The 25,667-nt window shown below is 68.6% G+C and carries 28 protein-coding genes; 17 read left to right on the top strand and 11 right to left on the bottom strand.

Annotated features, from left to right (window positions below):
• The first annotated feature begins 147 nt into the window (after positions 1-147).
• The 3 genes from ABZV58_RS04885 to ABZV58_RS04875 are packed head-to-tail and all read left to right on the top strand — an operon-like array spanning position 148 to position 3,632.
• A complete protein-coding gene (locus ABZV58_RS04885) occupies positions 148-1,635 on the top strand; it encodes an AarF/ABC1/UbiB kinase family protein (protein WP_354998824.1) in 1,488 nt (495 codons plus the stop codon).
• Positions 1,636-1,678: 43 nt separating this feature from the next.
• Entirely contained in the window at positions 1,679-2,929 is a 1,251-nt protein-coding gene (locus ABZV58_RS04880; RefSeq protein ID WP_354998823.1) for a saccharopine dehydrogenase NADP-binding domain-containing protein, read from the top strand.
• A 52-nt stretch (positions 2,930-2,981) separates the two neighbouring features.
• Entirely contained in the window at positions 2,982-3,632 is a 651-nt protein-coding gene (locus tag ABZV58_RS04875) for a class I SAM-dependent methyltransferase (RefSeq protein WP_354998822.1), read from the top strand.
• A gap of 157 nt (positions 3,633-3,789) precedes the next feature.
• Here the strand turns inward: ABZV58_RS04875 and ABZV58_RS04870 are convergent, their stop codons facing one another.
• Together ABZV58_RS04870 and ABZV58_RS04865 are read right to left on the bottom strand one after the other, a co-directional pair.
• On the bottom strand, positions 3,790-3,996 hold the full coding sequence (locus ABZV58_RS04870) for a hypothetical protein (RefSeq protein ID WP_354998821.1): 207 nt from the start codon (positions 3,994-3,996) through the stop codon (positions 3,790-3,792).
• Between the two features lie 103 nt (positions 3,997-4,099).
• A complete protein-coding gene (locus ABZV58_RS04865) occupies positions 4,100-4,846 on the bottom strand; it encodes a GntR family transcriptional regulator (RefSeq protein ID WP_354998820.1) in 747 nt (248 codons plus the stop codon).
• A gap of 312 nt (positions 4,847-5,158) precedes the next feature.
• Here ABZV58_RS04865 and ABZV58_RS04860 point away from each other — a divergent pair, with 312 nt between their 5' ends.
• From ABZV58_RS04860 to ABZV58_RS04835, 6 genes are all read left to right on the top strand, one after another.
• A complete protein-coding gene (locus ABZV58_RS04860; RefSeq protein ID WP_354998819.1) occupies positions 5,159-5,548 on the top strand; it encodes a hypothetical protein in 390 nt (129 codons plus the stop codon).
• A 28-nt stretch (positions 5,549-5,576) separates the two neighbouring features.
• Complete coding sequence (locus tag ABZV58_RS04855) at positions 5,577-6,230, top strand: hypothetical protein (RefSeq protein WP_354998818.1); 654 nt, start codon at positions 5,577-5,579, stop codon at positions 6,228-6,230.
• The gene (locus tag ABZV58_RS04850) at positions 6,227-6,955 is read left to right on the top strand and encodes an ESX secretion-associated protein EspG (RefSeq protein WP_354998817.1); all 729 of its coding nucleotides are present in this window, start codon (positions 6,227-6,229) and stop codon (positions 6,953-6,955) included. The genes ABZV58_RS04855 and ABZV58_RS04850 overlap by 4 nt, the downstream gene beginning before the upstream one ends.
• Before the next feature lie 46 nt (positions 6,956-7,001).
• Positions 7,002-7,847 (top strand): polyphosphate kinase 2 family protein, encoded by an 846-nt coding sequence (locus ABZV58_RS04845; RefSeq protein WP_354998816.1) that lies wholly within the window; start codon positions 7,002-7,004, stop codon positions 7,845-7,847.
• 394 nt (positions 7,848-8,241) lie between these two features.
• Complete coding sequence (locus ABZV58_RS04840; RefSeq protein WP_354998815.1) at positions 8,242-8,445, top strand: hypothetical protein; 204 nt, start codon at positions 8,242-8,244, stop codon at positions 8,443-8,445.
• A gap of 36 nt (positions 8,446-8,481) precedes the next feature.
• Entirely contained in the window at positions 8,482-8,673 is a 192-nt protein-coding gene (locus tag ABZV58_RS04835; RefSeq protein ID WP_354998814.1) for a hypothetical protein, read from the top strand.
• 73 nt (positions 8,674-8,746) lie between these two features.
• On the opposite strand, the gene lexA is transcribed toward ABZV58_RS04835, so the two are convergent.
• Entirely contained in the window at positions 8,747-9,394 is a 648-nt protein-coding gene (lexA, locus tag ABZV58_RS04830; protein ID WP_354998813.1) for a transcriptional repressor LexA, read from the bottom strand.
• Between the two features lie 67 nt (positions 9,395-9,461).
• On the opposite strand from lexA, the gene ABZV58_RS04825 reads away from it, so the two are divergent.
• The 3 genes from ABZV58_RS04825 to ABZV58_RS04815 all read left to right on the top strand — a co-directional run bounded on the left by ABZV58_RS04825 (position 9,462) and on the right by ABZV58_RS04815 (position 11,011).
• Positions 9,462-10,241: a class I SAM-dependent methyltransferase gene (locus ABZV58_RS04825; RefSeq protein WP_354998812.1), complete on the top strand. Its 780-nt coding sequence runs from the start codon at positions 9,462-9,464 to the stop codon at positions 10,239-10,241.
• A 99-nt stretch (positions 10,242-10,340) separates the two neighbouring features.
• On the top strand, positions 10,341-10,571 hold the full coding sequence (locus ABZV58_RS04820; protein WP_354998811.1) for a ribbon-helix-helix domain-containing protein: 231 nt from the start codon (positions 10,341-10,343) through the stop codon (positions 10,569-10,571).
• Complete coding sequence (locus ABZV58_RS04815) at positions 10,568-11,011, top strand: PIN domain-containing protein (protein ID WP_354998810.1); 444 nt, start codon at positions 10,568-10,570, stop codon at positions 11,009-11,011. The genes ABZV58_RS04820 and ABZV58_RS04815 overlap by 4 nt, the downstream gene beginning before the upstream one ends.
• Here ABZV58_RS04815 and ABZV58_RS04810 read toward each other — a convergent pair.
• The 3 genes from ABZV58_RS04810 to ABZV58_RS04800 are packed head-to-tail and all read right to left on the bottom strand — an operon-like array spanning position 10,982 to position 14,343.
• Positions 10,982-11,827 carry an alpha/beta hydrolase gene (locus ABZV58_RS04810; protein WP_354998809.1) on the bottom strand — a complete coding sequence of 282 codons (846 nt, stop codon included), beginning with the start codon at positions 11,825-11,827 and terminating at the stop codon, positions 10,982-10,984. The two genes, ABZV58_RS04815 and ABZV58_RS04810, sit on opposite strands and share 30 nt — an antisense overlap.
• A 33-nt stretch (positions 11,828-11,860) precedes the next feature.
• Positions 11,861-12,994 (bottom strand): NAD(P)/FAD-dependent oxidoreductase, encoded by a 1,134-nt coding sequence (locus ABZV58_RS04805; RefSeq protein WP_354998808.1) that lies wholly within the window; start codon positions 12,992-12,994, stop codon positions 11,861-11,863.
• A 23-nt stretch (positions 12,995-13,017) separates the two neighbouring features.
• Positions 13,018-14,343 (bottom strand): carboxylesterase family protein, encoded by a 1,326-nt coding sequence (locus ABZV58_RS04800; protein ID WP_354998807.1) that lies wholly within the window; start codon positions 14,341-14,343, stop codon positions 13,018-13,020.
• 95 nt (positions 14,344-14,438) lie between these two features.
• Between ABZV58_RS04800 and ABZV58_RS04795 the strand changes: the two genes are divergently transcribed.
• The 3 genes from ABZV58_RS04795 to ABZV58_RS04785 all read left to right on the top strand — a co-directional run bounded on the left by ABZV58_RS04795 (position 14,439) and on the right by ABZV58_RS04785 (position 16,548).
• Positions 14,439-15,008 (top strand): TetR-like C-terminal domain-containing protein, encoded by a 570-nt coding sequence (locus tag ABZV58_RS04795; RefSeq protein ID WP_354998806.1) that lies wholly within the window; start codon positions 14,439-14,441, stop codon positions 15,006-15,008.
• A 227-nt stretch (positions 15,009-15,235) separates the two neighbouring features.
• The gene (locus tag ABZV58_RS04790) at positions 15,236-15,985 is read left to right on the top strand and encodes a thioredoxin domain-containing protein (RefSeq protein WP_354998805.1); all 750 of its coding nucleotides are present in this window, start codon (positions 15,236-15,238) and stop codon (positions 15,983-15,985) included.
• The gene (locus tag ABZV58_RS04785; protein ID WP_354998804.1) at positions 15,982-16,548 is read left to right on the top strand and encodes a vitamin K epoxide reductase family protein; all 567 of its coding nucleotides are present in this window, start codon (positions 15,982-15,984) and stop codon (positions 16,546-16,548) included. The genes ABZV58_RS04790 and ABZV58_RS04785 overlap by 4 nt, the downstream gene beginning before the upstream one ends.
• Before the next feature lie 6 nt (positions 16,549-16,554).
• Here the strand turns inward: ABZV58_RS04785 and ABZV58_RS04780 are convergent, their stop codons facing one another.
• Entirely contained in the window at positions 16,555-17,655 is a 1,101-nt protein-coding gene (locus ABZV58_RS04780) for a trypsin-like peptidase domain-containing protein (RefSeq protein WP_354998803.1), read from the bottom strand.
• A gap of 180 nt (positions 17,656-17,835) precedes the next feature.
• Here ABZV58_RS04780 and ABZV58_RS04775 point away from each other — a divergent pair, with 180 nt between their 5' ends.
• Both ABZV58_RS04775 and ABZV58_RS04770 read left to right on the top strand, forming a co-directional pair.
• Positions 17,836-18,891 (top strand): NAD(P)-dependent alcohol dehydrogenase, encoded by a 1,056-nt coding sequence (locus tag ABZV58_RS04775; protein ID WP_354998802.1) that lies wholly within the window; start codon positions 17,836-17,838, stop codon positions 18,889-18,891.
• Positions 18,892-19,173: 282 nt separating this feature from the next.
• Entirely contained in the window at positions 19,174-20,385 is a 1,212-nt protein-coding gene (locus tag ABZV58_RS04770) for an AI-2E family transporter (protein WP_354998801.1), read from the top strand.
• Positions 20,386-20,562: 177 nt separating this feature from the next.
• On the opposite strand, the gene ABZV58_RS04765 is transcribed toward ABZV58_RS04770, so the two are convergent.
• From ABZV58_RS04765 to ABZV58_RS04750, 4 genes are all read right to left on the bottom strand, one after another.
• Positions 20,563-21,135 (bottom strand): TetR/AcrR family transcriptional regulator, encoded by a 573-nt coding sequence (locus ABZV58_RS04765; RefSeq protein WP_354998800.1) that lies wholly within the window; start codon positions 21,133-21,135, stop codon positions 20,563-20,565.
• On the bottom strand, positions 21,135-21,560 hold the full coding sequence (locus ABZV58_RS04760) for a VOC family protein (RefSeq protein WP_354998799.1): 426 nt from the start codon (positions 21,558-21,560) through the stop codon (positions 21,135-21,137). Before ABZV58_RS04760 ends, ABZV58_RS04765 begins: the two co-directional genes overlap by 1 nt.
• A gap of 377 nt (positions 21,561-21,937) precedes the next feature.
• Positions 21,938-24,241 (bottom strand): 5-methyltetrahydropteroyltriglutamate--homocysteine S-methyltransferase, encoded by a 2,304-nt coding sequence (gene metE / locus ABZV58_RS04755; protein ID WP_354998798.1) that lies wholly within the window; start codon positions 24,239-24,241, stop codon positions 21,938-21,940.
• 406 nt (positions 24,242-24,647) lie between these two features.
• Positions 24,648-25,535: a 3-hydroxybutyryl-CoA dehydrogenase gene (locus ABZV58_RS04750; protein WP_354998797.1), complete on the bottom strand. Its 888-nt coding sequence runs from the start codon at positions 25,533-25,535 to the stop codon at positions 24,648-24,650.
• Between the last annotated feature and the right edge of the window lie 132 nt (positions 25,536-25,667).

Here is a 25,667-nt window from a genome sequence, read left to right as displayed (position 1 = left end):
ACGGTCGGTTCGACAATGCCGCGCGGTTGGTTACTCTGAACGCGAGCGGTGCCACAGTGGGGTTGGTCACCGCCCCCAACGTGGTCACGCGAGCCCGCGCCTGCGCGTCACGTCGGCTACGACCGCGGCACCAATGGAGGTACCTCGATGGCGAAGCAAGTACCGACTTCCCGGCTTGCTCGTGGCACCAAGCTGGGTGCCGTAGCCGCCAGTTCGGTCTTGCGGACGCAGCGCACGAGGCTTTCCATGCGGGGTAGATCCGAGGCCGTGCGCGCCAAGATGGCCGAGGAATCCATGATCCGCACCACCGAGCAGGTGGTCATGGTGCTGGGCACCATGAAGGGTGTGGCCATGAAACTGGGACAGATGATGTCGGTGCTCGATCTGGACCTGGTGCCCGAGGATCATCGCGAACGCTTCCAGAAGCGGCTCGCCGTGCTGCGCAACGCCGCGCCGACCGTCTCCTTCGACGCCATGCGGCAGGTCGTCGAGGAGGATTTCGGGCAGCCGCTCACGGCGATCTTCGCGGAGTTCGACCCGGAGCCGATCGCGGCCGCCTCGATCGGCCAGGTGTACCGGGCCGAGCTGCGCGACGGCCGGGTCGTCGCGGTGAAGGTGCAGTACCCGGGTATCGACGCCGCGGTGCGCGCGGATCTGAAGAACCTCAACATGTTCCGCAAGGTGCTCACCTCCGCCATGCCGTGGGTCACCCCCGCTGTCCTCGACGAGCTGCGACTGAACATGGAGGGCGAGCTCGACTACCAGACCGAGGCCGTCACCCAGCTGCAGATCGCGGAACTCTACGCGGGACACCCGTTCATCGCGGTGCCGCGCTCGCTGCCCGAGCTCAGCACGACTCGGGTGCTGGTGAGCGAATATCTGCCCGGCAAGGGTTTCGAGGAGCTACGCCAGTTCCCCGAGGACGAGCGCAACCGGATCGGCGAGATCATCTACCGGTTCTACGTCGGTTCGCTGTTCACCTTCAACGAGTTCTGCGGCGACCCGCACCCCGGCAATGTGCTGCTCGTCGACGACGGCCGCGTCGGCTTCCTCGACTTCGGACTGTTCAACCGGATGGATCCCGAGCACGTGCGGTTCGAGACCATCTGCCTGCGCGCGGCCGCCGAGGACCGCGCGGAGGACCTGCGCGAGTTGATGATTCAGCGCGGCGTGATCGACTCGCCGGAGGAGATCGGCGCCGAGGAATGCCTGGAATACGTGCTGGCGGCCTCGGAATGGTGTCTGGTCGACGAGGAACTGACCATCACACCAGAGCTGGCCAGCGGCGCGTTCCTGCTCGCGGTGGACCCGAGGGCCAGCGAGTTCGCGGGCATGAAGCAGCAGAACCTGCCGCCGGAACACCTGTTCTCCCGTCGCGCCGATTTCCTCACCTTCGGCATGCTCGGCCAGCTCAACGCCACCGCGAACTGGCATCGGATCTCCCGCGAGTGGCTCTACGACGAACCACCGGTCACCGAACTGGGCAAGGCGCACCAGCAATGGCTGGCGGAGAACCCGCCGCCCGCGCCGACCAAGACCGCGCGGCCGCGCTCGGCCGCATCCGCGACAACGACCACACCCAAGAAGACCGCGGCGAAGAAGGCGCGGCAGCCGAGGGCCGGGCGCAAAGCCTGAGCCGCACCGCACGCCACGGCATCGATCAGGAGTGAACAGACACATGGCAGACAACCGCGAATTCGACATCGCCCTGTTCGGCGCGACGGGTTTCGTAGGCAAACTCACCGCGGAGTACCTGCTCGACGCGGCGCCCTCGGACGCCCGCATCGCGCTGGCGGGCCGCTCGCTGGACAAGCTGACCAAGGTGCGCGCCGAGCTGGGCCCGAAGGCCGCGGCGTGGGATCTGGTGGTGGCCGACTCGACCGACCAGTCCGCGCTCGACGCGCTGGTCGCGCGCACCAAGGTCGTGGTCACCACGGTCGGCCCGTACCTGCGCTACGGCCTGCCGCTGGTCGCCGCCTGCGCGAAGGCGGGCACCCACTACGCCGACCTCACCGGTGAGCCGCTGTTCATCCGCGAGGCCATCGACACCTACCACGACGAGGCCGCGCGCACCGGCGCGAAGATCGTCAATTCCTGTGGCTACGACTCGATTCCGTCCGATCTGAGCGTGTACCAGCTGTACCGCAGCACGGTCGCGGACAACACCGGCGAGCTGACCGACACCACGCTGATCGCCTCGCTCAAGGGCGGCGTCAGCGGCGGCACCATCGATTCGGGCCGAGCCATGATGGAGGCCATCGCCGCCGATTCCAGCAAGGCCTCGGTGCTCTCGCACCCGTACTCGCTCAGCCCCGACAAGTCGATGGATCCCGACGTCGGCCGCCAGAGCGATCAGGCTCTGCAGCGGGCGAGCAGCATCGACCCGAGCCTGGACGGCTGGGTGGCCACCTTCGTGATGGCCGCGCACAACACCAAGATCGTGCGCCGCAGCAACGGCCTGCTCGGCTGGGTGTACGGCAAGAACTTCCGCTACCGCGAGGTGATGAACGCGGGTAAGTCGGCGGCGGCGCCGCTGGTCGCGGCGGGCATGGCGGGCGGCATCGTGGCCACCATGGCCACCGGCGCGCTGCTGTCGCGGGTCTCGGCGGGACGCAAGCTGCTCGACCGGGTGCTGCCCAAGCCCGGCACGGGACCGAGCGAAGAGGCCCGGCGCAGCGGCTGGTTCACCATGAAGACCTACGCGCGCACCACTTCCGGCGCGAAGTACGTCGCGACGTTCGCCGGTCAGGGCGATCCCGGGTACCAGGCCACGGCGGTCATGCTCGGCGAGGCCGGGCTGTGCCTCGCCTTCGACACCGACAAGCAGCCCGAACTGGCGGGCATCCTCACCCCGGCCGCGGCCATGGGTGACGCGCTGACCGATCGGCTGCGCGCCGCGGGCATGACGATCGAGGTCGAACGGTCCTGAATCGTGCTGCCGCACCACGATTTCCACGTCTAGGAGCTTTGCTGTTGCACGAGTGCGTGAGGGCGGCGCGTTGAACCTGGCGCGCCGCACCATGAATCACCCCGCGCTGGCCGCCGTCTACGAACGCGCGTGGCGGCCGACGCTGTTCTACCTCGCCAGCGGCCGCAGCACCGCGTCCGATCGCCGCGACGCGGTCACCGCGCTGCGGCTCGGCGGAGATCAGAAGGTGCTCGACATCGCTTGCGGTCCGGGCAATTTCACCAAGTACCTGAGCGAATCGCTGTCCGAGGGCGGCTACGCGGTCGGCGTGGACTATTCCGAGCCGATGCTGGCCCGCGCGGTGGCCGACAACGCCGGACCGCGGGTCGGCTACCTGCGCGGGGACGCCCGAACGCTGCCGTTCGCCGACGGAGCCTTCGACGCGGTGTGCTGTTTCGGCGCGCTTTACCTGATCCCGGATCCGCTGACCGCCACCAGGGAGATGGTGCGGGTGCTCGCTCCCGGTGGCCGCATCGCCATCACCACGAGTCACCGCGCCGATACGCCGTTCGGGCGCGCGAGCCGATTCGTGGGCGGCCTGAGCGGTCTGCGGGTGTTCGACGATTCGACGTTCCCCGACCTGTTCCGCGAACTCGGGCTCGTGGAGATCGATCAGCGGGTGCACCGGCTTTTGCAGTACGTCAGCGCCACCCGCCCGGCGTGAGCGAAAGGGCGGGCGGCCTGCGGTTTTCGGCTCCTCCGCGACGGTTCTCACTGAGGGAAAGGTCGTTTCAGCCGAGCCGAGTCCGCTGAAACGCACCCCGCCCGGCACACCGCAGCGCCCGGCACGCGTTCTGAGCGGTGCTCGGAACCGGACCCGATCAGTCGGACGACTCGTCGCCGGACGGCCGAGCTTCGCTCAGCTCGACCATCCGGCGCAGCACGGCGGGCGCGATCGCGAAATCGAGTTCGGTGCCGCCGTTTTCGAAGACGTAGGTCAGGTAGTCGTCGCAGCGCAATGCGGCACGCCGGACCGAGCAGTGCTCCCCGACGACTACCCAGCCACCGATGGTCAACTGGTCGAGCATCGCACCTCCCACCCTGCGGACTAGGCCATTCCCTCGCGCGCCGGACTATTCCAGGCGCGATGCCGCCTTGTCAACGGATTCGCGGCGCGTCATCGAGCGCGTGTCACACGCCTGGAACGGAATATTCCTGGCGGAATAACCACGATTCGGGCGGATAGACGCCCTCGTCGAACTGGAGCACCGCGCCATCGGCGTCGATCGCGGTGAGCTGGTACACCAGCACCGCCGACGTGCGAGCCAACCGCAGCCGCTTGCGCTCCTCCGTTGTCGCCATGCGCGCGCTGACCTGATCGGACACCGACGCCACCCGGCGACCGGTCACCGCCTCGAGGTAGGTGGCGGTACCGCCGGGCAGCCGCTGGGTATTCAGCAGGCGATCCGCGACATCGGCGAGGTCGCCGGCGAACCAGGACGTCGAGAGTTCGGCATCGCCGTTCTCGCCGATGAGCAAGCGTCTGCGAGCGATCACCTCGCTACCGAGCTCCAAGCCGAGCGCGGAGGTCACGTACTCCGGACCGTCGACGAGTTCCGCGGCCAAGATGTCCATCGGCTCGCGTTCGGCGTACATCCCGCCGTACTGCCTTGCCCGCCCGGCGGATTCGCGCACCAGCGGTACCGCGTCCGGCCCGCGCACGAAGGTGCCCGAACCGCGTCGGGATTCCACCAATCCTTGCTGGCGCAACGTGTTCAGCGCCTTGGCCGCCGTCGGCCGCGCGACCTTCCACGCCGCGGCGAGCTCGCGCTCGGAGGGCACCTCGGCGCCCGGTGCGAGTTCGCCGCGCTCGATCTGGTCGCGGATGTACCCCGAAATCTGCTGATATTTCGGGAGTACTTCTTCGATGTCGGGCACCGAACGCCTTCCGCTCCGGGATCTGCCAATACTTCGGGCCAGTGTAACCAGCCCGCGAACTCCGCCCCGCCGCCGACCGTGCGCCACATCACAGCACGCGGGCGAGGTCAAGCGGGCAACGGCGGTGGTTACCGGGCGGTAGAGTGCCGACCAGTACGCGTACCTCCGCATCCGCTCCGGTCATGCGCGGTCCAGGGACGGACTGCGTCCGGCAGTGCCTGTTCCGCGTACCTCCGCCGCCGCCGCGGCCACGCGCGGATTGTGGACGGACTTCGGGCGGTGGGTGTGGACCGAACAGAAGGGGGCGACCGGATGGCGGTGCCGGATACCGGACAGGGGCTGGCCAGGGGGTTGTACGCGGCGGCCGTCGGCGCGGAGGGTGAACGTTTCGAGCTGGCCGAGGATGTGGCCGAGAATCTCGCCGCGGCGTGCGACCGATTGGTCGACGACCTGCGAAAGGCCATGGCCACAGGACATTTGGTGACCGAGGTGAGCGGATTTCCGGAGTTGCCTTCCGGCCACGGCCTCGCCGCGGGGTTCGGCGACAAAGGCAGGCAGTTCCTCGATACCGTCGCCGCGTTCCAGGAGACCGCGCTGCTCTTCAAAGCGGCCTACCTCGCGGCGGGCCGTAAACTCGCGGACGCGGAGGCCGCGAATCGGGCCGCGCTCGAACTGGTCACCGAGTATCTGGATCCGCGATGACCGCGCGCGTATCCGAGATGCGGAGGTGGTGACCGTGGTGGACGCCGCGGCGCGCGCCGCCGCCGACGAGATCAGGGTGCAACAGCGCGCGCTCGCCGCCTCGGCCGGAACATCCAGCGGTGGAACGGATCCGGCCTACGCACCGGAGCGGGAGCGGTTCGGCGCGTATACCCACGTGGAGATCTGGGACCGGGTGCACGAGGCGCTCGATCCCGGCGCGCTCGGCGAGACGGCCGCGGCGTGGCAGGCCAATGCCGACGCGGTCGCCGACGCCTTCCAGCACTTCGCCGATGCCGCCAATCGCGAATTCGCCCGCTGGTCAGGTAGATCCGGCGAGGCGGCGCAGCGGGCGACGCGGGAGTTCATCCGGGCCGGCGCCGAGGCGCACGACGTGTGCCGCGCGGTGCAGCGCCTCATGGAGCTCAATCGCGATGCGGCGCAGACCATTCGCGCCGCGATTCCGGAGCCGCAGCGCTACGTGCCGCTGGACGACCCTGCGGCGGAAGCCGTTTACGGCGGGCGCCGCAGGATGGAACACGACTTGGCCGCCGCGGCGGCGCAAGCCGACGTCCAGGACACCATGACCTACGTCTACACACCGACCATGCCCGCCTCGGGCGACAGCGTGCCCCGATTCACACCACCGCGCGCACCCTCCGACAGCGGGGGCGGCGCACGGTGAGATGGGTACTCACCCCGGACGAATTCACGCATGTCTGGGAAAGCGAAACGAACCTGGACAGGCGACCGTATCCGATCAACATGATGCCTTCGTCCACCGTGCGCACCGAAACCGAGTACGCCGCACTGCGTTTGCCGCAGCGCTTCGCCAGACAGGCCGACCCGGACCTGGCCGCGGCGCTGATGCTGTGCGCGCGCACCGACGCCACCACCATCACCATCTCGGGTGAGCGCAGCACGCCCGGGCGCAACGGCAGCTCCCCCGAAGGTGACCGCGTCCTGGCGTTCGCCGCGGTGGTGCACAATCACGCGGGCGTGCTCGTCGCGACGCCGGACAAGGTGACCGTGCAGATGTGCCACGCGCGCAACCTCGGCCAGCGCCTTGTGCAGGTGATCGGCTCGGCGCAGCCGGGACGGCTCGGCGCGATGCGCGAGCCGCAGGACGCGGTGCTCACCATGGAGACGGCCGATACGCCCTCGGCCAACGGCCAGCGCGGCGCCGCCCGCTTCCGGCAGACGTTGCGCAAACCGGTGGACTGCCGCGGATTCATCACCGTGACCGTGGACCCGGACAATCCGATGTCACCGCCGACGCGCCACCGCACCTGGCTCGATTTCACCGGCGACGGCCGCTACCTGCTGACCACCTCGCACGACCTGATCCTCACGCCGGTCTCCGACGACGACTTCGCCGTGCAGTTGCTGCGGCTCGCGCAGATCCGGTGACGCCGAACTACCTTCCGGGCGCCCGCGGACGTGGTAAGTCTGGTCGATGGCGAAGCACTGGTCCGTCCCGGTCACCGAGGCCCTGAAAGCGGACGGTCTGCGGATCGCGGAGCTGGCGACCTCGTCGACGCCCGGATTCACCGGGGACAAGCAGCTCGCTCAGGAGTTGCTGATCCAGCGCGGCAGGGCGCTGTCCGTGCTCCAGGAGAAGCTCTACGCCAACGGACGCTCCGGCGACAAGCGCAGCGTGCTGCTGGTGTTGCAGGGCATGGACACCGCGGGCAAGGGCGGCATCGTCCGGCACGTCATCGGGTCGGTGGACCCGCAGGGCGTCGACCACGCCGCGTTCGGCGTCCCCACCGAGGAGGAGCGGCGCCACCACTACCTGTGGCGCATCCGCAAGGAGCTGCCGCGCGGCGGGCAGCTCGGCGTGTTCGACCGCTCGCACTACGAGGACGTGCTCGTGGTGCGGGTGCACGAACTCGTGCCGCGCGCCGAGTGGGAGCCGCGCTACGACGAGATCAACGAGTTCGAGCGCGAGCTGATGCGCGAGGGCATCACGCTGGTGAAGGTCGCCATGTTCGTCTCGCTGGACGAGCAGAAGAAGCGGCTGCGCCAGCGGCTGGAGCGGCAGGACAAGTACTGGAAGTTCAACTCGTCCGACATCGATGAGCGCGCCTACTGGCCCGCCTATCTGGACGCGTATCAGGCCATGCTCGACCGCACGTCGACCGCCGACGCGCCCTGGTACGTCCTGCCCGCCGACCACAAGTGGTACGCCCGGCTCGCGGTCACCGAGCTGCTCATCGACGCGCTGGAGAAGTTGAATCTGGACTGGCCACCGGCGAATTTCGATGTAGCCGAACAACTTCGCCGGTTGGACGAGTCCTGAAGTTCGGACCCGATCCCGCTCGCGCAGCGGGAGCTTGCGGGTCGCCGATTCGAGCACACTGCTGCGAAATCGGCGTCCGCGGAGATAACAGAGCAGCCGAGGTTGAATCGGGCCGCCGTAACGCTTCACCTCGGTGCCCAACGCGGCCCCCGTCGGTCCCCTCCCGGCGGGGGTCGCCTCTGTGTGGGTGCGGGTCGAGGCGTTCACGAATCGGTCGAGCGGTCCGCTGATCGCGGGCAGCGCCGGTCCAGGTCCGCCGCGACTCGCGCGTCGACGGCGCCTGTCGAGATTCCTTGGTGTGCGCACTTTTTCGTAACGGCGGAGCTATTGCGACCGATCGGTCAAATATGGAACACTTCGGGCCGCCATCCACAACCACAGAACAGGACACCTGATGAAGAAGTTCGTAGTTGTCGCCGCCGTGCTCGCAGGGCTCGTAGCGCCCGCGGGTTCGGCCGCCGCGGAAACCGTTGCCGCGCCTGCCGCTACGACGTCGGCCGCGTCTCCGGTGGGTTCCTCGTCGGCGGATGTGTTCTGCGCCGTTCTGAAGTTCCTGAAGGGCGGCTGGGCGGGCCGTCCCGCCGACTGCTCGTTCTGACGGAATCACTACCCCCCAACATTTCAGGAGTTTCGAATGTCCGCACTGCGTGGAATCTTCGTCGGCGCGCTGATCGGTGCCGCGACACTTGTCGGCAGCGGCGCCGCTACGGCCGAACCGCTTCCGCTCGAACCGTTCACTCCGGCGGCGACCGAGTCCGTCGCGGGCGGGCTTTGTGACGCCCACCCCGCTATCGGGCTGTGGTGCTTGATCAGCCAGTCGGCGTAGTCGTACCCGCACCACGGCTGCGCGCGGGAACGGCCTCTGCGCGGGTCGATCCCCGCGCGGGGGCCCGCGCGCGTCAGATCCGGCGCATCACCGAGACGACTTTGCCGAGGATCACGGCCTCGTCGCCGTCGATGACGTCGTAAGCCGGGTTGCGCGGTTCGAGGTAGACGTGACCGTTGCGGCGGCGGTACACCTTCACGGTCGCCTCCTCACCGATCATGGCGGCGACGATGTCGCCGGAGTGCGCCTCGTTCTGCTGGCGCACCACCACCGTGTCGCCGTCGCAGATGGCGGCGTCGACCATCGAATCGCCGCGCACGCGGAGCGCGAAAACCGTTCCTCGACCGACCAACTCGCGCGGCAGCGTCAAGGTGTCGTCCGCGTGCTGGTCGGCGAGGATGGGCGTGCCCGCCGCGATGTCGCCGACCACCGGCACGGTCACCGAGGCATCGGAGGTCTCCGCCCGCGACGTGCCCTGGAGGAACAACCGCACGTCGATCGGACGCGCCATCCCGGAGCCGCGCCGCAGAAATCCCCGCTCCTCGAGGCTCTTCATGTGCTTGGAGACCGTCGACGCCGACAGCCCGACCGCGTCACCGATCTGCCTGCCGTTCGGCGGATACCCGTACTCGACCACCCAGTCCCGAATCACGGCCAGGATCCGCTGCTGGCGCGGCGGCAGCGTCGAAGTATCGAGATGCTCGAAGTCGTATCCGGTCACCTCGGGAATGCTAGAGGCGCGCTCGGACAATTCGGCTCGCGACTCGGTCGCCCTCTACGGTTGGACTATGTCCGGAGATGCGGCGCGGGACTTCTACGACCACTTGGCCGACGAGTATCACCTGCTCTATCAAGACTGGCCCGCGGCGGTCGCGGGGCAGGGGCGGGCGTTGGATCGGGTATTGCGGGGGCGGTTGGGGGCGGGTCCGTCGACGGTGCTCGACGCGGCGTGCGGGATCGGCACGCAGGCGATCGGGTTGGCGGCGTGCGGGCACACCGTGGTGGGGATGGATCTGAGTCCGGTGGCGGCGGCGCGGGCGGCCGAGGAGGCGCGGACCAGGGGTTTGCGCTTGCCGACCGTGGCGGGCGATATGCGGGCGCTGCCCTTCGCGGGCGGGTGGGCCGACGCGGTGGTGTGCGCCGACAACGCGCTGCCGCATCTGCTCACCGCCATCGAGGTCGGCACCGCGCTCGGGGAAATGTGGCGGGTGCTGCGACCAGGCGGTCTGCTGGTGCTGACGACCCGCGACTACGACGCGCTGCGCGCCGCGAAACCCGCTGGGATGCCGCCGAAGTCGATCCATTCCAGCGCGGGACGCACCGTCACCTTCCAGCTCTGGAGCTGGCACGAGGACGGCGAGCGGTACGACTTCGAGATGTTCCGGCTCACCGAGGGCGGCGACGGCTGGGCCGTCCGGGTCGGCGGCGCGCGCTACTGGGCGCTGACCAGGGCACAACTCACGGAGTTCGTCACGGAGGCGGGCTTCGTCGAGCCGACCTGGCACACCCCCGAGGAAACCGGCTTCTTCCAGCCGGTGCTCACCGCACACCGCTCGGGACCGGCCTGAGATCCGCCGATTTCGTCCGCACGACAGTCGACCGGACAGAGCGGAACCGTAGCGAGCGAGCCGTGACGAGTTGATACCCTACGTAGTACCCTACATTGCATGAAGACCAAGACGAGCGTGTACCTCGAATCCCAGCAGGCGGCCCGTCTCAAGCAGGTCGCGGAGGAATCGGGCCGATCGGAAGCCGATCTCATCCGAGAAGGGATCGACCTCGTACTGCTCCGCACACAGAAGGTCCGCCGAACTCGACCGTGGCCGTCGTTCGACTCCGGCGATCCGAGTTTCGCCGCCGATAGTGAGGAATCGCTCGGCGAGGCCTACGGGCGGTGAGCTTCTTCATCGCCGACACCTCGGCGATCCTCGCGGCCTACGACCGCGCCGCCGAAATGCGAGAGCGTGCCCGCGACTTCCTTGCCACCTCGGTGGCCGTTGTCTCGCCGCTGGTGCTCGATGAGATCGATCACCTGTTGATCGCCCGATTCGGCAAAGACCGTCGCGTCGCCGATCTCGTCCTCGACGACCTCCTCGCCTCCGCTGAGGAAGGCGCGGTACTGATCCCGGCGATCGACCGCGACGATCTCCGCGTGTCGCAAAAACTCATCGAGCAGTACCGCGGACTGCGACTCGATCTCGCCGACGCGGTCAACGTCGTGCTCGCCGAGCGCTATCTCACCAACGACATCCTGACGTTGGACGAGAAGGATTTTCGTGCCATCAGGCCCCTCACGCCTGCCCACGTCTCATTTCGATTGCTCCTCCAGGACAGCTGAGCCTGCCGCGCGCTCGGTGCCGATCAAGTCGAAGAGTTCCGCCGCCACGCGGTCCGGGAGTTCGATGCCCGGGAAGTGGGTGTGACCGTCGAGGCGGGTGTAGCCGAACCACGGGTGGGTGCGGCGGAATTCCTCGTGCACGGCGTCGTAGTCCAGGGACTTCGGGTGCGAGAAGACGTGGCGCACCGGGCGCGGCTCGGTGAGTTTGTCGAGGCGTCCCATCGGCGAACCCCACGTGGCGTAGGCGTTTTCGATGACGCGCCCCGAGCGCGCCCACATGTCGAAACCGTGGCCGCCCGCCTCGTAGCGCACGTGGTCCAGCACCGACTGGTCGACGCTGCCCGCCAGCCAGCTGTCCACCAGCGCCTGTTGGGCGGCCCGCCAGGTCTCCTTGCGCTGGAGCGCCTGGAGTCCGGCGGCGAACTCCGGTGGCGGCGGGGTCATGATGAGGTCGAGCAGCAGTAGCGCGGGAACCCGTTCGGCACCGAGCTTTTCGGCGATGTCCATCGCCGCCCAACCGCCGTGCGCGTGCGAGAGGGGGATGAAAGACTCCACCTCCAGCGCGTCGAGCAGGCCGATGGTGTCGGAAACCTGTTCGGCCACGCCGAAATCACCGACGAGCGTGCGGTCGACGCCGTGGCCGCGCCAGCACACCCGCACCACCCGGTGGTGCGGGCGCAGGTACGGCAGCAGCCGGTCGAAGGCGCGATGGTCGTGGCCCCAGCCGGGCAGCAGCACGATCGCGGGCCGCCCCGGCGCGTAACCCTGGTCGTCGAAACCGATCTCGACGCCGTTGATCCGATAGGTGTTGAGCATTCTCTTCTCCTGTTTCTTGTTCGGCGAGCGTTCTCACGAAGCGGTCGGGCGCAGCTTGGTCGCGGCCAGCTGACTGTCGGTGAACCCGGAGGTGCGCCCGACCAGGCTCAGCAACGGGTCGCGCACCGCGTCGGGCACGGTGTTGAGCAGTCGCATCCGGTACGAAGTCCGCTGTGTGCGTTCGACATCCGGCCGCTGCTCGCGCTCCCAGGCCGCCAGCGCGTCACCCAGGGCAAGTCCCGGCCTGCTCACCGTCGCGGCCAGCGAGACCGCGTTGGTCATCGCGGTGCCGCCGCCCTGCCCGAGGTACGGCGGCTGGGCGTGCGCGGCGTCGCCGAGAAATGCGACCCGGCCGCACGACCACGAGCGGAGGCGAATGTATTCGAAGGTGTCCCAGCGAATCGGAATGCCCTCGGCCCGCCGCAGCAGGTTCTCCAGGCCGGGAAAGCTACGCGCCCAGGACTCGAAGTCGATGCTCGAGCCGCGCGTCGACGGGTCGTCCACATCGGAAACCAGTGCTAGATAGACGTGTTCGGGGGTGCACGGCGTGTAGAGCAATCGGCGCCGCCCCTGGAAGTACTCGAGGTGCTGGACCAGGTCCTCGGCGGGAAAGTAGTCCGCCGACGCGGGCACCATGAGCCGCGCCGCTCCTTGGCGCATCCGCACCCACCGGGTCGCCATGTCCAGCCGGTCGCGCAGCCGGGAGTGCACACCGTCGGCGGCGATGACGAGGTCCGCTGCCTCCGTGCGTCCGTCGTCGAACGCGACGGTACCGTCCGGGTCCGCCGACACCGCGCGGGAATCGGTGACCAGTTCCACGCCCGCACGCTCGGCCGCGTGCACCAGAGCATCGATCAGCCGGTCCCGGAGCAGCGTGTAGCACCGTGGCTGACCCGGCCCGTTGATGCCGATCCGGTAGAGCGTGCGGCCGGTCCGCGAGCGCGCCTGCACGGCCGGTCCGATGTGCGCGCCGAACGTGGCTTCGCGATAGGCGCCGATCGCCTCCAGCGCGGACAAACCGTTGTCCCACACGTAGATTCCGGCTCCGACGGCGCGGATCGCGGACTGCCGCTCGTGCAGCCGCACCGTCCATCCGTCCATGGCCAGCGCGGTGGCCGCGGTGAGCCCGCCGATGCCTCCGCCGATCACTTCCGCATGTCGTCCCACCGACCGGTTCCGCTCGCGTCCTTTCACGGGAGCTCCAGAACGGCAGGCGAACCGGGGCGATGACGCGGCTGGTCGCCGAGACTTCCGGTTCGCACGAATTCGCCCCAGTAGCGGCGGGTTCGGGCGCCGAGCTCGTCGAGACGAGCCGGGTCCAGCGGGCGCACCATGGGCGCCGCGCGCCAGTCGTCGGCCGCGCCGAACAGCAGCGGCAGTTCGACGCAGTGACACGCACCGAACGGGCCGTCCGGATGCAGCGCGCCGAACCGGTAGCAGAAGACCGTGCCACCGGATTCGGTCAGCAGGTCCGCGAACTGTAATACGCCGTCCTCGAAGATCTTTCGGCCGACGATCCGCTCGGCAGCGGCCGTGAGGCGCGCCCCGACGACCGGCATGCGCCGCACCCTGTCGAACACCGGGTGCGGCCCGCCGTAGAACGCCCGCATCTCCGCCGCCGTACTGCCGACCAGCACCGGCGTCCGCGCCGCGCGCTCGCGGACCAGCCGACGCCAGTCCTCGTCACCGGGCAGTACCTCGGTCTCGCACACCGGAAGGAAGGGCGGCGCCGAGTTCAGGCCGCCGAGTCCCGCCAGACGCATCGCTGTACGTCCTTGTGCGGCAATAATTTCCGCAACGGCCGCGGACCGTGGATCGCCGCCGAGCTCGCTGAGAAACACCGCACCGACCCGCTCGGCGTCAGCGGGCCGATGGAAGCCGACGCCGAACGGCGCGCTCTGCACGATCGCCCGCCCGAACAACCCCTCGGCCCGGACGATGCCCAACAGCGCGACGACCGACTGCGCGCCCGCCGACTGACCGGCGACGGTCACCCGCGCGGGATCACCGCCGAAGGCGCGAATGTTGTCGCGGACCCATTCGAGCGCCGTCAGCTGATCCAGCAGGCCCAGGTTGCCCGGCGAAACCCCCGGTGCGCGAGCGTAACCCAGCACGCCGAGCCGATAGGACACGGAGACGACCACGATTCCGGTCTCGCGCACCAGCCGGTCCGCGTCGTAGAGATTCCATTCGCCGCCACCGGTCAGGTACGCCCCACCGTGCAACCAGACCAGCACGGCACAGCCACCGGGTACGGCCCGGACCGGCGCGGTGACGGTGAGCGTGAGGCAGTCCTCGGACTGTTCGAACGGCGCGGGCGTGCCCATCACCGACGCGAGCCGGGCGGGCAGTTGCGGCGCGCTCGGACCCCGGCTCGTCGCGTCACGCGTCCCGTCGTGCGCCGGTACCCGCTCGGGCGGCCCGAATCGCTCGGCGCGCGCGTACCGGATGCCCCGGAACGCCACCACGCCGTCGGCGCTTTCGCCACGCAGACCCCCGCGGACCACATCGTCCATGTCACTCTCGCCTTCTAACGCAAGTCGACTTGCGTTGTGGGTACACGGTAGGACCCGCATGGAAATAACGCAAGACGACTTGCGATAATCGAGATATGGCGAACCCTCAGATCCGCGGCGCGCGATTGCGGCAGGCCGTGCTCGACGCCACGCTGGCGCGCATCGAGTCCGTCGGCATCGAGCAGGTGCGCGTCGCCGACGTCGCCGACGCCGCGGGCGTGCACGAGACCTCGATCTATCGCCGCTGGAAGACGCTGCCCAAACTGCTGCTCGACGCACTGCTCGCGCGCTTGGACGCGGAGGTGCCGATCGCCGACACCGGCTCGGCCCGCGCCGATTTGGAGGCTTTCCTCGCCGATCTGATCCGGTTCGCCGAGACGCCCTCCGGCGCCGCGCTGATTCGCGGCACCGCCATCGCCGACAACGATCCCGAGGTGGCCGAGGCGCGCAGGCAATTCTGGGTGGCTCGGCTCTCCGCCTCGGAGGAGATCGTGCGCCGCGGGATGGCACGCGGCGAACTCGTGCCGACCACCGACCCGAGGCTGATCATGCTCACGCTCGGCGGATTGGTGCACTTGCAGGTCACCCACCTCGGCGGCGCGATTCCGGCCGCCTGTGCCCGCGACGCCGTCGATCTGGTGCTGAGCGGAGCCGCGACGCGCTGAGCAGGCCCGCGCCCCTTCGCACGCGCGCGTGAAACTCCTGACCGCGTCTGTGAAACTTCCGAGCCCGCCCGCGCGAATTACTGAGTGGGCCAGTGGGAAATTTCGGAATCTCTCAGGTTGACCCACGATGATGTGGCCGTGCCCGACCGCTCCGCGAACAGTTCCGGAACTACGATCGTGGCGGCAGGCGAAACCGGCAGGCGAGCGAAAGGCGTGGTGAACGCACGGTGAGCAACAACCCGGGACGGAAGAATCCGCTGCTGAATGCGGAGCGCGCCGACCGTAACCGCAGGATCCTCATTCAGGTGGCGGTGGCCGCCGTGCTGATCGGCCTGATCGCCGCGATCGGCATCGGAATCGCGATCAAGAAGGCGGAGAAGGACGACCCGGGCCCCACCCCGAGCATCGCCGCCGCGCAGGCGCCGGGGGCCGTCACCGGATCCCTCACCGACAACGGTTCCATCCGCGTCGGCAAGCCGGAGGCCAAGGTCACCGTCCGGGTCGTCGCCGACCTGCAGTGCCCGGCGTGCAAGGCCTTCGAGGCCGCCTACGGCAAGGTGCTGGAGGACGCGGTCGCCAACGGCAGCGCCGCGGTCGAATACAACATCATCTCGTTCCTGGACAAGGCCTCCACCACGGAGTACTCGACCCGCGCGGCCAACGCCTCCTACTGCGTCGCCCAGCAGGACCCGACGAAGTACCAGGCGTGGCTGAAGGCGATGTTCGCCCAGCAGCCGCCGGAGGGCGGCAACGGCCTCACCGACCAGCAGCTCATCGATATCGCGAAGTCGGTCGGCTACACCGACGAGGTCGCGAGCTGCATCACCGACCGCACCTATGACAAGTACGTTGCGTCGACCACCAACCAGGCCTTCGACAGCGGCATCCAGTCCACGCCGACGGTGTTCGTGGACGGCAAGCAGGTCAACCCGAGCGCGCTCGAGCAGGCCATCGCCACGGCGGCCGCGGGACAGTGATCGCCGCGCCACCCCGGTCCGCCTGGCTGCTGCTGATCTGCGGCCTGGCGGGCTGGCTCGCTTCGATGGCGCTGACCATCGAGCGGTTCAAGCTCTTCACCGATCCCGACTACCGGCCCTCGTGCAGCATCAATCCGATTCTGTCCTGCGGCTCGGTCATGGTGACCGATCAAGCGTCGGTGTTCGGATTCCCGAATCCGCTGATGGGCATCGTCGGCTTCTCCGTGGTCGTCACTCTCGGCGTCCTCGCGGTCGCCGGGCTCGGGTTCCCGAAGTGGGTCTGGGGTGGCCTGTGGCTGGGCACGGTGGTGGGCATCGGCTTCGTCTGCTGGCTCGTCTTCCAGAGCCTGTATCGGATCAACGCGCTGTGCCCGTACTGCATGGTGGTCTGGGCGATCATCACCCCGCTGTTCGCGGTGGCCACCGATCAGCTGTGGGGTCGTTCGAGCGGCCCGCTCCACGTGCTCGCGGAATGGCGCTGGACCATCGTCGCGCTCTTCTACGCGGTGGTGCTGCTGCTGATCTTCCTGCGTTTCCAGGACTACTGGCTGAGCCTGTTCTGAGCCGGGTCAGTTCGGCGCGCCCTTGCCGAGCACCACGGTCACCGTCCGCTCGACGCCGCCGGGACCGAGCACACCGAGGCGCACCGTCTCGTCGGGTTTGCGCACGTTGATCGCCGCGCGCAGGGCGCGGGCGCTGGTGATCGCCCGGCCGTCGATCGAGGTGATCACCTCGCCGTCGGCGAGTCCCGCGGCGTGGGCGGGGCTGCCGTAGATCGCGACATCGATGCGCGCGCCACTGGGTCTCCCGTCGGAGATCAGCACGCCGAGCGTCGCGGTCGGGCCGATGTGCACCGTGTCGGTCGGCGTTCCGGAACGGATCTGGCGCACCACCCGCATGGCGGTGTCGATCGGCACCGCGTACCCGTTGGGGCTGTCGACCTCGGGGTCGTGCTCACCCGACGCCGCGGTGATCACGCCGATGATCGCGCCGCGCCAATCGGCGAGCGCTCCCCCGGACTGCCCGGAGGTGACCCCTGCGGCGACCTCCAGCATCCCCGACAGCGCCTTGCGGGACAGATCGGCGGAGTTCAGCGCGACGATCGTGCTGTCGAGATCCGTGATGTTCCCGGTGATCGAGGTCGGCGTGCCGCCCGCGCCGCCCGCGTTGCCGATGGCGAGCACCTCGTCGTGCAGCCGCACATCGGCGGAGCTGCCGAGCCGGGCGACGGTGAGTCCGGCGGCGCCGGGCAACTCGAGCAGGGCGATGTCGACGCCGGAGTCGTAGCCGAGCACGGTCGCCGACCAGATCTGCCCGGTGCCGACCGAGGTCACGGTGACCGTATCGGCGCCTTTGACCACGTGATGGCTGGTCAGCACCTGGCCATCGGCGCTGAGCACGATGCCCGATCCGGCCGCGCCCTGACCGAACGTCTCGGTGGCGGTGCTGATGTGCACCATGGCCGGTTCCACCGCGGCCGCGACCGCCGCACGGTCCAGCGGCGGCGTCTGCGCGGGCGGCATCGGCGCGATGGCGGTGCCCGGGCCGGTGAACAGCGGCCAGCCAGGCAGTTCACCGCGATAACCGAGAAAGCCCGCCAGACCGAGCACGGCGACGACGATCAGCGTGAGCGCTCGCCCGCCGCCGCTACCGCGCCGTCCGTCGTCCATGGGCACTCCCGCCTTGCTATGCCTGACGAATTCCATTGTGGCCGGAGATCTTCTTCGTAGATCAGGAATTCCGGTCCCCGCTGCGGATCGGAGAACCGGACGGTATGGGCATCCCCGGCGCTGGGCTCGACAAACCTCTGGGCTCGACAAACCCGAGCATGCGACGGTAGGCATGTATCCATGAGCACCGCTGCCGCCGCCTACGCCCTGCCCGCTCCGGACGGAGCCTTCGAGAAGGTCACCATCGAGCGCAGGGAACTCGGTCCGCACGACGTGCTGATCGACGTCAAGTACGCGGGCATCTGTCACTCGGACATCCACACCGCGCGCGACGAATGGGGCGGCACCCGCTACCCCTGCGTGCCCGGCCACGAGATCGCGGGCCTCGTCGCCGCGGTCGGCTCGGCGGTGACCAAGTACAAGGTCGGTGACCGAGTCGGCGTCGGCTGCATGGTCGACTCCTGCGGCAAGTGCGCGCCGTGCCTGGCCGACGAGGAGCAGTACTGCCAGGTCGGCGCCACCATGACCTACAACTCCACCGTGGACCCCGCGGTGCAGCCAGGCGGCTACACCATGGGCGGCTACTCCACGCAGGTGGTGGTGACCGAGAACTTCGTGGTGGCCATCCCGGAAGGCATCGGCCTCGACGTGGCCGCGCCGCTGCTGTGCGCGGGCGTCACCCTGTTCTCGCCGCTGCGGCACTGGCAGGCCGGGCCGGGCAAGCAGGTGGCGATCATCGGCATGGGCGGGCTCGGGCACGTCGGCGTGAAGATCGCCGCGGCGATGGGTGCGGAGGTCACCGTGCTCAGCCACTCGCTGAGCAAGCAGGAGGACGGCAAGCGGTTCGGCGCGCATCACTACTACGCCACCGGCGACCGGCAGACCTTCCGCGACCTGCGCGGCCGCTTCGATCTGATCCTCAACACCGTCTCGGCCGACCTGCCGCTGGACGACTACATGAAGCTGCTGAACCTCGACGGCACGCTGGTCATCCTCGGCCTCCCCGAGAACCCGATGACGGTCAAGCCGTTCACGCTCGCCGGCTACCGCAGGTCGCTGGCGGGCTCGATGATCGGCGGCATCGCGCAAACCCAGGAGATGCTCGACTTCTGCGCCCAGCACGGCATCGGCGCGGAGATCGAGCTGATCTCCGCCGACGAGATCGACAGCGCCTACGACCGTGTCGTCGCGAGCGACGTGCGGTACCGGTTCGTCATCGATACGGCGACGATGTAAGGCGAGAGTTGTCCACAGGCTCCGTCCGACGGGGCCGGATCAGCGCACTCGCGGCGGCCGTGCACCCATCCCTCGGCCCACAGCGTGGCATGTTGCGGGCGCGGGTTCCTCTCGCGTAAGTACCGTGGATTTGTGTCCGCGGATGACGAAGACTCGACCAACCCGAAGTCCGATGCGGGAGATTCCGCCGCGCGCGGGACCGGTGCGCCACGTGCCGGAGCACCCGGCTCGAAGGAGCCGGGCCCCGGGGCACCCCGGTTCGAGAAGCCGCGTTCGGAGGCAGTGAAACCCGGAGCGCCGAGATCGGCGAAGCGCGAGCCCGACTCGGATCGCGGCGGCGGGGTGCTCACCGACCTCTCGGCCGGTCCGCCCCCGTGGCTGCTGCGCGCCTTCCTGCTCGCCGCCGCGACGGTCGCGGGCCTGATCTTCGGATTCTGGGTGTTGCAGCGGCTCCAGGGTCTGCTCACCGTGCTGATGGTCTCGCTGTTCCTCGCCTTCGCCATCGAACCCGCGGTCAACTGGCTCGCCGCGCGCGGGGTGCGACGCGGACTCGCGACGGGCGTGGTGTTCCTCGGCCTGCTGATGATCGTCGTCGGGTTCGTCTACACCCTCGGCTCGCTGCTCGTCGACCAGGTGACCACGCTGGTGCAGAACGCGCCCGAATACGCCGACCGCGTCGTCGACTGGGTCAACCAAACCTTCAACACCGAGCTCTCCGGCACCGACATTCAGAAATACGCGACGGAGTGGAGCGACCAGCTCGAGGGCTACCTGGTCGGCTTGGCCGAAAACGCCTGGGGCATCGGCACGGCCGCGATCGGGGCGCTCTTCCAGATCCTCGGCGTGCTGCTGTTCACCTACTACTTCGCCGCCGACGGCCCGCGCTTCCGCAACGCCATGTCCTCGCTGCTTCCGCCGCACCGCCAGCGACATGTGTTGCGCGCCTGGGACATCGCGGTCGACAAGACCGGCGGCTACATCTACTCGCGCGGCCTGCTCGCCGTCTGCTCGACTCTGGCGCACTACGTGGTGCTGCGCGTACTGGACGTGCCGTCGGCGTTCGCGCTGGCGCTGTGGGTCGGCGTCGTCTCCCAGTTCATCCCGACCGTCGGCACCTACCTGGCCGGCGCCCTTCCGGTGATCGTCGCCCTGGTGAACGGCGGTCCCGGTGACGGGCTGTGGATCCTCGGATTCATCGTCCTCTACCAGCAGTTCGAGAACTACGTCCTGCAACCGCGCATCACCGCCACCACCCTCGACATGCACCCCGCCGTCGCCTTCGGCGCGGTGATCGCGGGCGCCGCGCTACTCGGCCCGACGGGCGCGCTGCTCGCCATCCCCGTCACCGCCACCGTGCAGGCCTTCGCGGGCGCGTACATCCGCCGCTACGAGGTGGAGACCGACGTGGAATCCCCCGCACCCGAACCGACCAAGCCGAACGGCCGGAAAAGAATGCGCGAACTGATGCTTCGGCTCACCCGCACCCAGCACTGACCAGTTTTCCGCGAGTCATGGCGCCGGGCGATCGGCTTGTCACGACCGGAACGACTCCGCGTGCCGGAGCGACCCGGTTCGCGTCGAAGCAACCCCGTCCGCGCCGAAACGACCAGGTTCGCCGGAAGCGACCTGGGTTCGCGTCGCAACGACCCTGATCGCATCGAAGCTACCGGGTCATCCGGCCGGGACGATCAGGCGCAGGACGGCGTCGACCGAGGACTCGGCGAGTTCCTCGTCCAGTGGCAGGTGGCCGAACAGCGCGCGGAAATAGATAGGCGCCGCAACGGCGTCCAGCACGAAGTCCATGTCGATCTCGGGGCGCACCTCGCCGCGGTCGATCGCCGCGCGCAGCGCAGTCTCGGTGGTCTGTCGTCGCGGCTCGAAGACGACGGCAAGGAAATGCTCGCGCAGTTCGGGGTCGTTGGCGAGATCCGCGAGCAGCGCGGGAAGTACCCGATCGAGCGACGTATCGCGCAGGGCGGCCACGAGATCGCGCATCGCCGCGAACAGATCGGCGCGCAGGTCGCCGGTGTTCGCGGTGGGCCGCAGACCGAGCAAGTCGGCGACCACCGCCACGACCAAGTGCCGTTTGGACGGCCAGCGCCGATAGATCGCGGGACGGTGAATCCCTGACCGCGTCGCCACACCGCCGATCGTCAGCTCGGCATATCCGTTCTCGTCCAGCAGTTCTCGCGCGGCCGTCAAGACCGCGACATCGATCCGATCGTCGCGCGCCCGCCCCGCCATCAGAACACCGGCCGCGGCATCAACACGACCAACCAACCGTCCGGATCGGGAAAGCCCAAGCCGCCGTTCGCCGCCCAGTACGGATTCTCGAGCGGTACCGGCTCGATACCGTATTCGCCCAGCCGCTGCACCACGTCGTACATCTGCGCTTCGCCCTCGAAGTAGAGGACCAGCAGGTTCTCGGAAGTCGGTGCGTCACCGGGACTTCCGTCCACATGGGAAGTGAACTCCAGGTGATAGTCGGCGCCGGGCAGCCCGAGCATCACACCGTCGTACCCCGCGTGGTTCTCGAATCGGTACAGCTCGCGCAGGCCGACCCCGTCGACGTAGAACCGCACCACCTCGTCGAGCCGATCCGTCGGCCGCGCGACCCGCACCTGGGCCACCCGTAGCGAATCTGGCCACGCTCGTTCATCCACAGTCATGCACAAATAATACGGTACGAACCGTACCGAAATGACAGACGTACTGCACCCGCCGCCGATGAGGCGCCTGCGGCGCTGCGCGGGCCGCGTCTGAACGAACCCGCCTTCGTCCGCGCGTTCCTCATCGCCCACCCGGTCGGGGACCATACGACAGCCCATCCTCCGACGGCTGACGACGCCGGGAGCCAGGCCTCAGCCGCTCAGCCGCTCAGCCGCTCAGCCACTCAGCCACTCAGCCACTCAGCCGCTCAGCCGCTCAGCCGCTCAGCCGCTCAGTACGGATCGTCGACGGCCGACCGACACCGCGCGCAAGTCGCACCGAAAACAACGGGCCGCCTTCCCATTTCGCAACGGAAAGGCAGCCCGTGCCGATCGGACTATTCGGCCGTAGGGATGCGCCGACGGATACGCCGGGCAGCCGCGACCATGTTGCGCAACGAGGGCTCCAGCTGCCAGTAGTGGCGGGTCTTGAGTCCGCCGTCCGGGTTGGCCCACAGCCGTTCCGGGGTGACGGCCGCGGCCGCGGCCGTCAGCAGCTCGTCGAGTTCATCGATGTCCGGGATACGGGCCGATCGGCTCTCGTACACACCGGGACCCACGCCGTGGCTCAGGCCGTGACCCGAGGCGCAGTCCTCCTTGAGCGCCTTGAGCACCCACTCGATGGAGCGGGTCGCGACGATCGCGGTGACGTCGGCGTCGAGTTGTTCGATCGCCTCCACGACCTCGGCGCGGCCGGAATAGCCGATGTGCGTGTGGATCTGGGTCTCCGGCCGAACGCCGGAGGTGGCCAGCCGGAACGCGCCGACCGCCCAGCGCAGGTACTCCGCACGCCCGATGTTCCGCAGCGGCAACATTTCTCGGATCGCGGGCTCGTCCACCTGGATGATCGAGATGCCCGCGCGCTCCAGATCCACCACCTCGTCACGGATCGCCAGCGCCACCTGGTCGGCCGTCTCGTGCAGCGGCTGGTCCTGGCGCACGAACGACCGCGCGATCATGGTGACGGGACCCGTGACCATGCCCTTGACCGGCTTGTCGGTGAGCGACTGGGCGTAGGTGATCCACTCCACCGACATCGGCGCGGGACGCGAGACGTCGCCGTAGATGATCGGCGGGCGCACACAACGGGATCCGTAGACCTGCACCCACCCGAAGTGGGTGGTCGCGAAGCCGTCCAGCAGCTCGGCGAAGTACTGGATCATGTCGTTGCGCTCGTGCTCGCCGTGCACCAGCACGTCGAGGCCGATGTCTTCCTGCAGCCGGATCGTCGTCTCGATCTCGGCCTCGATGCGCTTGCGGTACTCCTCGTAGGACAACCTGCCCTCGCCGAGTTCGTAACGGGCCTGGCGGATCCGGTCGGTCTGTGGGAACGAGCCCAGCGTGGTGGCGGGCACCGGAGGCAGATTCAGCTTGGCCTGCTGGGCGATTCGGCGCTCCGCGTAGGGTTCGCGCTCGCGCATCTGCGGCGTGATCGCGTAAACCCGTTGGCGCACCGCGTGCTTCTGCTTGAAGTGCACCTCCGTCGGCCGCTTGCGCCACTTGTCCGAGGGGCCCTCGGTGAGCGCCTTGGCGAGCGAAACCACCTCACCCACCTTCTGTTTCGCGAAGGCGAGGCGGTCGGCGACGTTGCCCTCGATGTCGTATTCGACGAGCAGGTCGTAGGGCACGTGCAGCAGCGTGCTACCGGTGGAGACCACCAGATCCGGGCACACCTTGGCCAGTTCGTTGAGGTATTCCAGCGTGACGTAACGGTCGGCGCGCCACACGTTGCGGCCGCTGATCACGCCCGCGTACAGCCGCTTGCGTCGGATGCCCGGCACCTCGGCGAGATCCTCCGGGCGGATCCGGTGGCTGGCCAGGTCCAAGCCGATGGCCTCGACATTGGACGCGGCCAGAATCGCCAGCGCCGGACCGAAGTCGCCGTACTGACCGGTGACCAGCATGCGCGGACGCAGCGGCGCGTGGGACAGCCGCTGGTAGGCGCGCTCGAAGGCGGCCAGCTCGGCGTCGCTGCGCTCGCTGGTGAACATCGGCTCGTCCAGCTGGACGCAGGTGGCGCCGCGCTTGGCGAGAATCTCGAACAGCTCCTCGTAGACCGGGAGCAGCTTGTCCAACAGGGTGAGCGTGTCGAACTCCGGCTCGCCGGGCACCTGCCCTGCCTTGGAAAGCAGCAGCAGCGACAGCGGACCGAGCATGACCGGCCGCAGCTCGATGCCCTGTGCCTTGGCGCGGTCGAATTCGTCGAGCAGGGCCTCGGGATGCAGCGAGAACTCGGTCTCGCCGTCCAGCTCGGGCTGGCGGTAGTGGTAGTTGGTGTCGATATAGCGCACCAGCTCCAGCGGCGGCAGATCGGGCCGCCCGCGCGCCATCAGGAAGTAGAAGTCCAGCGGCTCCATCACGTCGTGGTAGGGCTGGAACCGCTTCGGCACCGCGCCGAACATCAGCGCGTTGTCCAGGACGTGGTCGTAGAAGGAGAAGGTGTTGCCGGGCACCTGGGTGAGTCCGGTGGCCGCCAGCTCGCTGAACTGCTGCTCCTGGATGTCCCGGCCGACCGCGAGCAGCTCCTCACGCGAGAGCGAACCGCGCCAGTAGGACTCCAGTGCCCGCTTGAGTTCCCGGTGCGGCCCGATCCTGGGATAACCCAGAATGCTCGACCCGTAGCCATCCGTGACGTTGACCATGCGCGGGAACTCCCTTTCGATCACCTGCGCGATATCCGCTCCGCACGGCGGACGACGCGCAGCGCTGCGCTTTCGGTGTCCCGCCGAGCCGCGTCAACGACTCGGCGTCCTTGCAGCTTATGCCGTTACTACTGGTATCACTGCGAAGCGATGAGCAGCTGCCCCCAGCTCAGCCGGCCCACCTGTCGATCATCTGAACACTCCCAGCCACCCCCTGGGCGAGTCTTACGAGCCCGCTCGCGGCCGTCTCGCTGCTGAGCGTCAGGGACGAAGGCCCGGCGAACTCCTTCGCCCGACGCGACAACCGATCTCGCGAGGGCCGGACAACTCGCCGGGTACGACCGAAATCGGTTCGACACCCAACCGCCGGCACCGGCGCCCGACGCCGACGGCTTCGCGCCGCCCGCTAGTTACGCGGCGAGGCGGGGGAGTTGTACTGGTAGAAACCGGCGCCGGTCTTCTTGCCGAGCAGGCCCGCCTCGACCATGCGCATCAGCAGCGGGGGCGCGGAGTAGAGGGGTTCCTTGAATTCCGCGTACATCGAGTCGGCGATCGACTTCACGGTGTCCAGCCCGACCAGGTCGGTCAGCGCCAGCGGGCCCATCGGATGGGCGCAGCCGAGCACCATGGCCTTGTCGACGTCTTCCTTTGTCGCGAAACCGGATTCGACCATGCGGATGGAGGAGAGCAGGTACGGCACCAGCAGCGCGTTGACGACGAAGCCGGAGCGGTCGGCCGAGCGGACGACCTGCTTGCCGAGCACGTCACCGGCGAAGGCCTCGGCGCGCTTGGCGACCGCCTCGCTGGTCTTGAGCGTGGTGACCAGCTCGACCAGCGGCAGCACCGGCACGGGGTTGAAGAAGTGCATGCCGACGACGCGCTCGGGGTTCGCGGTCGCGACGGCGATCTTCATGATCGGGATGGACGAGGTGTTGGAGGCCAGCACCGCGTTCGGGTCGGTGACGACCTTGTCGAGCTCGGCGAAGATCGAGGTCTTGACCTCTTCGTTCTCCAGCACGGCCTCGACGACCAGCTGACGATCCGCGAAATCGCCGAGGTCGGAGGTGAAGCGCAGCCGCCACGCGGCCTGCTCACGCTCGCGCTCGGTGATCTTGCCGCTGCTCACACCGCGATCCAGCGAGCGGAGGATGCGGGCGCGGCCGGCGGCCGCTAGTTCCCGGGTCTGTTCGTAGACGAGCACGTCGACGTGCGCCCGGGCGCACACCTCCGCGATTCCGGCACCCATCTGTCCGGCGCCGATGACGCCGACACGCTGAATCTTCTCGCTGCTCACGTCCCGCTCCTGCTGGTCTGGTGTGGCTGGGATGGCTTGGGGGTTCTGGTCCAAGTTATAGGGATGCCCTCCCCGCCGGGGCTGTTCGGCGGGGAGGGCGGTACACCCCTACTCGAGTAGAGGATTGCGGGC

It is taken from the genome of Nocardia sp. NPDC004654, from assembly GCF_040609595.1.
GTDB lineage: Bacteria > Actinomycetota > Actinomycetes > Mycobacteriales > Mycobacteriaceae > Nocardia.
This window is presented reverse-complemented; position numbering and strand designations above follow the sequence as displayed.

Coding starts and splice junctions, on each gene's coding strand:
- ABZV58_RS04885 (WP_354998824.1), top strand. CDS start 148: ATGGCGAAGCAAGTACCGACTTCCCGGCTTGCTCGTGGCACCAAGCTG.
- ABZV58_RS04880 (WP_354998823.1), top strand. CDS start 1,679: ATGGCAGACAACCGCGAATTCGACATCGCCCTGTTCGGCGCGACGGGT.
- ABZV58_RS04870 (WP_354998821.1), bottom strand. CDS start 3,996: ATGCTCGACCAGTTGACCATCGGTGGCTGGGTAGTCGTCGGGGAGCAC.
- ABZV58_RS04860 (WP_354998819.1), top strand. CDS start 5,159: ATGGCGGTGCCGGATACCGGACAGGGGCTGGCCAGGGGGTTGTACGCG.
- ABZV58_RS04845 (WP_354998816.1), top strand. CDS start 7,002: ATGGCGAAGCACTGGTCCGTCCCGGTCACCGAGGCCCTGAAAGCGGAC.
- ABZV58_RS04840 (WP_354998815.1), top strand. CDS start 8,242: ATGAAGAAGTTCGTAGTTGTCGCCGCCGTGCTCGCAGGGCTCGTAGCG.
- ABZV58_RS04835 (WP_354998814.1), top strand. CDS start 8,482: ATGTCCGCACTGCGTGGAATCTTCGTCGGCGCGCTGATCGGTGCCGCG.
- ABZV58_RS04825 (WP_354998812.1), top strand. CDS start 9,462: ATGTCCGGAGATGCGGCGCGGGACTTCTACGACCACTTGGCCGACGAG.
- ABZV58_RS04820 (WP_354998811.1), top strand. CDS start 10,341: ATGAAGACCAAGACGAGCGTGTACCTCGAATCCCAGCAGGCGGCCCGT.
- ABZV58_RS04810 (WP_354998809.1), bottom strand. CDS start 11,827: ATGCTCAACACCTATCGGATCAACGGCGTCGAGATCGGTTTCGACGAC.
- ABZV58_RS04800 (WP_354998807.1), bottom strand. CDS start 14,343: ATGGACGATGTGGTCCGCGGGGGTCTGCGTGGCGAAAGCGCCGACGGC.
- ABZV58_RS04795 (WP_354998806.1), top strand. CDS start 14,439: ATGGCGAACCCTCAGATCCGCGGCGCGCGATTGCGGCAGGCCGTGCTC.
- ABZV58_RS04780 (WP_354998803.1), bottom strand. CDS start 17,655: ATGGACGACGGACGGCGCGGTAGCGGCGGCGGGCGAGCGCTCACGCTG.
- ABZV58_RS04775 (WP_354998802.1), top strand. CDS start 17,836: ATGAGCACCGCTGCCGCCGCCTACGCCCTGCCCGCTCCGGACGGAGCC.
- ABZV58_RS04765 (WP_354998800.1), bottom strand. CDS start 21,135: ATGGCGGGGCGGGCGCGCGACGATCGGATCGATGTCGCGGTCTTGACG.
- ABZV58_RS04760 (WP_354998799.1), bottom strand. CDS start 21,560: ATGACTGTGGATGAACGAGCGTGGCCAGATTCGCTACGGGTGGCCCAG.
- metE (WP_354998798.1), bottom strand. CDS start 24,241: ATGGTCAACGTCACGGATGGCTACGGGTCGAGCATTCTGGGTTATCCC.